Here is a 7,995-nt window from a genome sequence, read left to right as displayed (position 1 = left end):
TTCTCAATAAATTGGTTATTTAAAAACCCAAAGCGTTTCGGATTTCCAATTAATTTTGAGAATGCGTACGGTTCTTTTTCTTGAAGCAAGATAATTTGAATTAGGTAGTTACGAAGCACCCACGGCTCTTCTCTACGACAATTTTTTAAGTTCAACACGTCTTGAATATGCTCAGGGGTCGTTTTGAGGTCAATGGCCGCCATTTTCAGGGTAATTCCTGAAAGGTCAAAGTTTCCTTGCAACTCGTCTTTGACGGCAGCGGCCTCATCACTGGTTAGAACCATTCTGTCACTTCCTCGTCACTTGAAATTAGTAAGCATTAAAAAAACACTTATGTAGCATGCTAACACAATCGAGTTTGACGCACAAATGAAAGCTCAAGTTTGCTATAATAGATGTTGCTTTCCCAAAAGACATTTTTCACGAAAAGCAGGCTCAAATCTACTTGGAACATGTTACTATATAGTCATTGAACATTTGGGACAACGTTCAAGTTTCAAAGGAGTTCATCAAGATCAAACAGCTTTTTCAAATATTCATGGGCCAACGTTTTATCAGCAACTTGGTGTTTCAAAAAAATCCACTTTAAGACTAAAATCACCGTTTCACTGCAGTGGTCGGCTACCAGCTCCACCGGCAAACCAAGTTTGGAGTAATCAATGGATGTCGTGAATATCTCCTGCATTTTATTTTTAAAGTAATTGATGAAGCTGTTGCCAAGCTGTCCAGAAAAGTCGTTGTATTGCAAAATGTTATTCAACAACTGCTCGTGGCTCTTGAAGACGTCATACAAACGATCAAAATAAATAATCAATGACTTGTTTGAGACAGCCTCAGGGGCTTGATCAACTTGAATTTCTTGAGCAATTACGTACCAGCAGTAGTTCAATAGGTCATATTTATCATCAAAATAGTTATAAAAAGTGGCGCGGGGAAAGTTACTAATCTCGCAAATTTCGTTAACGCTGATCTTTTCAAAGGACTTTTCTGAAAGTAATTTCAGCATCGTTCCACAAAACGCTGTTAACGTCCGTTGTGCACCACGAGTTGGTTTTTTAGATAAATCATATTTCATTATTATTTCCTCAACGTTTTTGCATTTATGCTCATTTGTCTAATTTTAAACGAACGCAACAAATTGTCCCTTGCGCCATATTTATGCCGAGTTTATCATCTTATATTAGTTTGTACAAGTGTCTAAATTTAAGCAAGCGTCGCAGCTTGATCATCAGAACATGAAAGGAAGAAATTTAATGCAGAAGTTCAAAGAAAAGCATATGCTATCACTCATCATCTGGGTCGGGCTGGTTATTGTGGCACTTTTTGCGTTGCCAAATATCCCCCAGCTTGTTCGTGACAAAGGATCTGTGCAGATCCCGTCATCGCTTCAAAGCCAGGTTGCCAATAAGATTCAAAAGAAATATGAGGGCGGAAAAAACGTCAGAACATTGATTGCGGTGTTTAATAATAAGCACGGTCAAATTTCTGACCAACAGTCGCTCCAGATTCAAGACGCAACCAATGCGATCAAGAATGATCCGGAATTACATATTGTTTCGGTAACTGCACCGAGTGATAATGCTGCCTCTAAGCAGCAGCTGCAGTCAAAAGACAATACCACCCAGATGGTGATGATCACCCTTCCAAGTAAATATAAGGTCCGTGGCCAAACCGACAAGATCTTGAGCAAGATTAAGACGTCAGGTCTGCGAACGTATGTGACTGGAACGGACATTCTCAATGATGACTTTTCAACGGTAACGGAAGAAGGACTGAAGAAGACTGAAATCATTGCCGCCATTTTTATTTTCATTGTGTTAATTATCGTCTTCCGATCATTTTTAATTCCAGTCATTTCCCTGCTAACCGTCGGGGTTTCCTTCCTAGTCTCGTTAAGCTTGGTCACCAACTTGGCTGAGCGGATGAATTTCCCAATTTCCAACTTTACCCAGATCTTTTTGGTTGTGGTCCTATTCGGGATTGGAACTGATTACAATATTCTGCTGTACGACAGATTTAAAGAAGAGATTAAAAATGGTGCGGCAGCAACAGCCGCGGCCAAAGCGGCCCAACGTCATGCCGGTCGAACCATTCTTTACAGTGGATCATCTGTTTTGATCGGATTTGCTGCGCTGGGGCTCGCCAAATTCTCGTTTTATCGTTCCGGTGTTGCAGTGGCCGTCGGCGTTGCTATTTTACTGCTGGTTTTATTGACCTTAAACATGTTCTTCATGTCAACACTTGGCAGCAAACTGTTTTGGCCAAGTAAGGATTTGTCAGCCCACGATCGCAGCTTCTTGTGGAATTTCTTATCCAAATTTACCCTTTCACACACCTTTATTATGGTGGGAATCTTAGTTTTAGCCGCCTTGCCACTTTTGTTTGTCGGCAACCAGAAGCTCAACTTTAATAACGCTGACGAATTACCAAACAGCATTCAGTCAAAAGCCGGCTACAACGTGATCCAGGATCACTATCCAGCTGGAATGTCCGGCCCAACCACCGTCTACATTCAAAATAAAAAACCTTTGAATACCCAGGAACACCTGGCAGAGATCGATCAATTAACCGGTTATCTCAACTCTGAACCGGGCGTTAAAAGCGTTGCGTCAGTCACTCGCCCAGGCGGCACCAAGATCAGCCAGCTTTATTTAAGAAGTCAGTTAAAGAGTTTAACGGATGGGTTAAACCAGACCAGTAAAGGTATCAAGAAGGTTCAAAAAGGACTCAAGAGTGCGAATGAAAAGCTCGCCAACTCCGGCACATCCGAAAGTATTGCCCAAGTTCAGCAGCTGGCCGATGGTGCCAGCAAGCTTGAATCGGGCGCCCAACAACTCAGTCAGGGCGTCGCAACGTATACTTCCGGCGTCAGCAGTTTAGCCAGCGGCTCACAACAATTGAGTTCAAGTACGTCTAATCTTCAATCAGGTGTTGGTCGTTTAGCCAGTGGTAGTCAGCGACTCAATACCGGTATTTCACAACTGCGCAGCCAAACAGCTCGTATGAAAGCCCTTCGCAGTCGAATGAGCGCTTTATCATCTGGCTCAAGACAATTATCTTCCGGATTAGGTCGACTCAATTCACAGGTTTCACCATTCTCAAGTGGTTTAAGCCGAATTAGCAGCGGTGCCAGCCGTTTGAATGCCAACAGCGCATCTTTGGTATCTGGTGCCAAAAGTGTCGCAAGCGGCAGCTCAACGGTCAATACCGGAGTCCAGACTTTAAATAGTAAGATGAAAGAATTACAAAGTCAGATGCAGGAATTACAAACCGGCTTAACATCCGCTAACGGCGGCTTGGATCAAGTTAACAACGGAACCGATACTGTTAACAAGTACCTCAAAGAAATGCAGAAATCTTACCTTGGTAATACTTTCTACATGCCTGCCGAAAGTATCAAGAGTGCCTCATTTACCCCATCTCTTGACGCCTTCATGTCCAAAGACCGTAAGATCACGAAGATCACCGTTATTTTGAACAGTGATCCTAGTACCACGGAATCAGCTAACCGGATTAGAACGATTACCCGGGATGTTCAGGCCAAAATGAAAAACACCAGCTTGAGCAATGCTAAGGTTGCCGTTGGCGGTCAAAGCTCACAAACAGCTGACCTTCAAAAAACCGCCAATGGTGACTTCTTCAGAACCGTTGTCATCATGCTGGTCGGGATTGGTTTGGCCCTGATGGTGGTTACCCGATCACTGGTCCAAGCAATCACGATTATCGGAACACTTTCAATCACCTATTTGGGATCACTTCAGATTACCAAGTGGTTGTCCGGGTATCTGCTATTCCAAAACATGTTAACTTGGAACACACCATTCTTCAGCTTCATCATGCTGGTTGCCCTCGGAGTGGACTACAGTATTTTCCTAATGATGCGGTATCGGGGTGATGCGGGCGCCATCCCTGACGTTCGTCGTCGAATCCTTAATTCCGCCACAATCATCGGAACGGTCGTTATTTCAGCCGCTATTATCTTGGGTGGGACATTTGCTGCGTTGATTCCGTCAAATGTCTTGACGTTGATTCAAGTGGCAATGACCGTTATCGTTGGTTTAATCATTCTGGTATTGACGTTACCAATTATCATGTCAGCAATGGTTAAGTGGACCTACCCATACGTCAATGATAAGATGTATCAAAAGTCCGTTGCGGAAAAAGAAAAAGCGCACCCAACCAGACGCGCCAAAAATCAAGATAATGAATAATGCTTTCTGTAAAAGGCCTTCTAAGATTAGGGGCCTTTTTTGGTACATTTATTGCGTTAGATTTGACAAATCCCCTAAACGTACGCTATAGTTTTTGAGTATCATCTAAAGAAATTACCCACCAGCCGAATTTAATGGCTGGCGTATCGATTAGGAGAATTTGATGACTAGATTGTTAAAGATCGCAACTGTTGCAGCAGCAAGTTTGCTTATGATACTGATGTTTCGTAGCCAACCTGCAAAGGCTGCGGACACTTATTATCAGGTCGCCAGCATTCATAAGACAACCTCGACCAGTTGGCGTGGCAATTGGTATTCCTACGTTAATGGCAGGTTTTGCCTAACCCAAATCAATCAATATTCAGTCACTCAGAAATACAAGGGTAAAAAGCACACTCTCTACAAATCAAGTTGGAAAGGTTATCGCAAATTAGCTGTCGGCAAAATCATTGGAACCAATCGCTATACATTTAATGCCTATGCCAAAAAAGCCTATCAAAGTGACCACGGCTGGGGAATCGCCCACCGAAAAGTTGAGGGCCAAAAGATCACCGTTCTTCGAGATTATTCTGGCGGTGGGTCCTACGTTGACTTATTCAGGTCACCTGTTTATCGTTCTTACGGCAGTAATTAAAGGAGTCTACCATGACAAAGAATCGAATCGTTAATGCATTGTCTTACCTGTCAATTATGTTTGCCCCGTTCATCTTCCCCTTTATCGTTTGGATCGTGACCGATCACAATCAGGACATGCATGACACAGCTAGAAGAGCCTTTACGCTGCACCTGATTCCAGTTATCCTAACGATTTTAACGCTGCTCGTGGTTGGGATTATGGGAATGGTTTCTCGGCAAGCAGCCTACACTGGTTTCTTATTTGTCGCCCTGATCGCACTGGTGGTTTTAGTGGATCTGGGGATGTTTATCTATAATCTATACATGGGCATCCGAATTCTTGTGGAAGATTAATTTTATCCGTGCAAAAGAGGCCGGAACAAAACGAAACGTTTTGGTCCGACCTCTTTTGATTGCCGTCATTTAATTTTGAGAATAAATATCCATGCCGCTTTGCGTATCGCATACAAAATAATGTCTTGGCGTTCTAACTATCACCCACAGGAGATAGAAGTCGCCAACGCATCCGGCACTGTGTAGTGCCCCAATAATCACGAAAAATCCTGGGTTAATTATTCCGGCATAAAACAAGCCCATTAAGATTAACGTAATCAGAATAAACGGGCTGGCCCCGATCCACGCAAATTGTCGTTTTGTATATAATGACTTGGGGCTGGTGACAAAAAGCAGGCCATTTTTGAACCCAAACTTAATTTTCCCGTTTGGTTTAAAAATCTTGTAGAACAGTCCGTGAATCACCTCGTGGAGCGTAATCATCACCAAAATCGCAACTAACAACCACGCTAAGTCCGTTTCGTTAAGGCTAAAGGTAAATGAACCGGCCATCATCCCAAACAGCCACAAGAAACCAAGAAAAGCAATCACGGCCAGAACGTTTAATCCAAAGATCAAGTTTCGGTTGTTCATCAAATCAATTCGTTTGTATAAATGCAAATTGGACCACCCCGTTTTGAATTGTTAGGTCAATCATATCACACCACCACTAAAAATCCTGAGCAGTTAAAACCGCTCAGGATTCATGATGTTTAGTAATAAATAAACACTGGTTCAAGTGTATGAGTGTACTTCCATACCTTAGGCATTTGTGACGGTGGATTATTCAAACACCCGTGTGAATGGTACTGGGAACGTGCACTTGGATTTCCATAAACCGATGCCGGTTGCCATGGCGAGTCGTGCAGGCCAACCCCCGAGTTGGTCAATGGCTCCCAGTAGCTGACTGGTGAAGCGTACTTCGAACCGTCACTATTTTTCCCACGAAGGGTCGCGTGACGCTGCTTGTACATAATATAAAATGCACCTTGTGGGGTCCGATTACCGCCCGACAACGTTCCAGACATAATTGGAATGTTTGCCTTAAGCTTGCCGTCCTTATAAACGTATTCATGAAGATTCAACAAATCAATTGCCACGTACGTCTTACCGGAACCCTTAATACCATACCCGGTCCCAACTGCGTAATGTTTCAAATTCATCGTCACTGAATGTGACCGCTGCATATTCTTCAAAATATTCTTGGTTAATGCTTTTTGATTAACCTGCCAACCATAAGTTCCACCAGCATGAATTCGAACCCGCTTGCCTTGATGGGTCGTAATTGTCACGGGTTTTCCAAGCGTATTCACTTTAGATGCAAATTTAGCAACCCATTTTTTAACTTTGGTGGAATCAAATTTATACGTCCCGTTGGCAGTTGGATACCCATTCGTTACCCAACGTTTGGCGACAAACTTGTAGGTCTTGTTATAGGTTTTCAAGGTAACTGTATTATCCAAAGTCTTGGCAAGTTGCTTCTTTTGATTGGCCACCTGTTGGCTATCTGGTTTGACGTATCCATCCTTTGTCATCTTAACCGAAATCAAGAGACTGCTCTTTGCCTGCTTCTTGAAGTCCTTAACCATCTTCGCCTTGTCCAATGTATTTCCCTTAACGCCTGGTTTAACAACCATTTTGCCGTCCTGTAATAGCACCTTGGCGTCAACGGTTTGTTTACGACCGGTGTTAATTTGGTCGATACGATTTTCAAATTTCGGAAGTAACGTCTTTAACCGGTAGTTCAATTGCTTTTGAGTCACATCCGACTTGGCACTTAGCTTGGCTGAAGTCATCATGCTCATCGAACTGCGATCCTTGAATAATTTCTTAACATCCTTGGGATTAACCTTAATTTTGGAATCCCGAACAACTAAATAATTGCCATCTTCATCAATATGAGACGTGTTTAACTTCTTTGTTGCCTGGGCGACAGTTAGACCGGAAACATCAACATCATTGATTTTGGTAAATTTAAAATGATTTTGAAAATAGAAGTGGGACCCAATAAAGCCGCCAAAAAGAACTAGGACAACTGCCAATACAATTCGTCTTAGAAGTTTATTCTTTGGCTTTTTACCGAACTTTTCTCTACGTGACATTGGGAATGCCAACCTCCTTTGGATACTGTTCTAAGCATATTCTACGAAGTTTTCGCTATTCAATCTAGCAAAAGGGCTTGGTATTTAAATACTTAAACAAATCTTCACGTTTCGCTCATCATTTTGAAACGTAGGTTTTTATGTTACCATTAATTTGCACTTTTATTAAGGGTTATTTAAAAAATTTGCTATTCAATTGAATTGGGAGAAGATTATGAAACTAATTGTGGAGCGTTCAAAACCGGCTCGGGCCGCTGCTGCTTACATCAGAATGTCTGTTTTTGTTTTGGAACGGGGAATTGCCTGGACGGACGAATTTGATGATAAAGATTCTGACGAGATGGTCTACGCGGTACTATTCGACGGAAAGGTGCCCGCTGCCACTTGTCGGTTTGAAACCTATGATGATCAGACGCTAAAAGTTGGTCGAGTTGCGACTTTAAAGCAAAGTCGTGGTCACGGATACGGTCGAAAAGTCGTCAGCGCACTAGAGGATGAGGCGAAAGAAATGGGCTTTTCGCATTCGCTCATTCATAGCGAAATGGATGCAGTTAAGTTTTATCAACGACTCGGCTATGAAATCACTTCAGATGTGTTTTATGAAGACGGCGTTCCGTGCGTGATCGTGGAAAAGGATTTGTAAGCTTTTTTAACCATTTGATCAAATGAACCATTTTTACAAAATCAAATAGCTGCCAACGATGAACGAAGCGCATGAATCATCGTTGACAGCT

8 protein-coding genes are annotated in these 7,995 nt (G+C 42.6%); 4 read left to right on the top strand and 4 right to left on the bottom strand.

Annotated elements, in window-relative coordinates; all coding sequences use genetic code 11:
• Both AB3112_RS06120 and AB3112_RS06115 read right to left on the bottom strand, forming a co-directional pair.
• Positions 1-284, bottom strand: a 284-nt coding sequence (locus AB3112_RS06120; protein ID WP_367334115.1) for a DUF2316 family protein, incomplete at its 3' end; no start/stop codon positions are given.
• A 212-nt stretch (positions 285-496) separates the two neighbouring features.
• Positions 497-1,075 carry a TetR/AcrR family transcriptional regulator gene (locus AB3112_RS06115; protein WP_084972735.1) on the bottom strand — a complete coding sequence of 193 codons (579 nt, stop codon included), beginning with the start codon at positions 1,073-1,075 and terminating at the stop codon, positions 497-499.
• Between the two features lie 178 nt (positions 1,076-1,253).
• Between AB3112_RS06115 and AB3112_RS06110 the strand changes: the two genes are divergently transcribed.
• The 3 genes from AB3112_RS06110 (at position 1,254) to AB3112_RS06100 (ending at position 5,180) form a co-directional block, all read left to right on the top strand.
• Positions 1,254-4,211, top strand: a complete 2,958-nt coding sequence (locus AB3112_RS06110) for an MMPL family transporter (RefSeq protein WP_367334114.1) — start codon at positions 1,254-1,256, stop codon at positions 4,209-4,211.
• Between the two features lie 163 nt (positions 4,212-4,374).
• Positions 4,375-4,845: a hypothetical protein gene (locus AB3112_RS06105; protein ID WP_084972737.1), complete on the top strand. Its 471-nt coding sequence runs from the start codon at positions 4,375-4,377 to the stop codon at positions 4,843-4,845.
• 11 nt (positions 4,846-4,856) lie between these two features.
• Positions 4,857-5,180: a DUF4870 domain-containing protein gene (locus AB3112_RS06100; protein ID WP_057910092.1), complete on the top strand. Its 324-nt coding sequence runs from the start codon at positions 4,857-4,859 to the stop codon at positions 5,178-5,180.
• Between the two features lie 69 nt (positions 5,181-5,249).
• On the opposite strand, the gene AB3112_RS06095 is transcribed toward AB3112_RS06100, so the two are convergent.
• Both AB3112_RS06095 and AB3112_RS06090 read right to left on the bottom strand, forming a co-directional pair.
• Positions 5,250-5,780, bottom strand: coding sequence for a DUF3267 domain-containing protein (locus tag AB3112_RS06095; RefSeq protein ID WP_367334113.1), 531 nt, complete (start codon positions 5,778-5,780; stop codon positions 5,250-5,252).
• 92 nt (positions 5,781-5,872) lie between these two features.
• Positions 5,873-7,261, bottom strand: a complete 1,389-nt coding sequence (locus tag AB3112_RS06090; RefSeq protein WP_057911115.1) for a L,D-transpeptidase family protein — start codon at positions 7,259-7,261, stop codon at positions 5,873-5,875.
• A 214-nt stretch (positions 7,262-7,475) separates the two neighbouring features.
• On the opposite strand from AB3112_RS06090, the gene AB3112_RS06085 reads away from it, so the two are divergent.
• Positions 7,476-7,904: a GNAT family N-acetyltransferase gene (locus AB3112_RS06085; protein WP_084972740.1), complete on the top strand. Its 429-nt coding sequence runs from the start codon at positions 7,476-7,478 to the stop codon at positions 7,902-7,904.
• Positions 7,905-7,995: the final 91 nt, after the last annotated feature.

The organism is Lentilactobacillus sp. (assembly GCF_040773105.1).
Taxonomy (GTDB): domain Bacteria; phylum Bacillota; class Bacilli; order Lactobacillales; family Lactobacillaceae; genus Lentilactobacillus; species Lentilactobacillus parabuchneri.
Note: the sequence above shows the minus strand (reverse complement) of the source record. Positions and strands in the feature narration are given on the sequence as shown.

Coding starts and splice junctions, on each gene's coding strand:
- AB3112_RS06090 (WP_057911115.1), bottom strand. CDS start 7,261: ATGTCACGTAGAGAAAAGTTCGGTAAAAAGCCAAAGAATAAACTTCTA.
- AB3112_RS06100 (WP_057910092.1), top strand. CDS start 4,857: ATGACAAAGAATCGAATCGTTAATGCATTGTCTTACCTGTCAATTATG.
- AB3112_RS06110 (WP_367334114.1), top strand. CDS start 1,254: ATGCAGAAGTTCAAAGAAAAGCATATGCTATCACTCATCATCTGGGTC.
- AB3112_RS06085 (WP_084972740.1), top strand. CDS start 7,476: ATGAAACTAATTGTGGAGCGTTCAAAACCGGCTCGGGCCGCTGCTGCT.
- AB3112_RS06115 (WP_084972735.1), bottom strand. CDS start 1,075: ATGAAATATGATTTATCTAAAAAACCAACTCGTGGTGCACAACGGACG.
- AB3112_RS06105 (WP_084972737.1), top strand. CDS start 4,375: ATGACTAGATTGTTAAAGATCGCAACTGTTGCAGCAGCAAGTTTGCTT.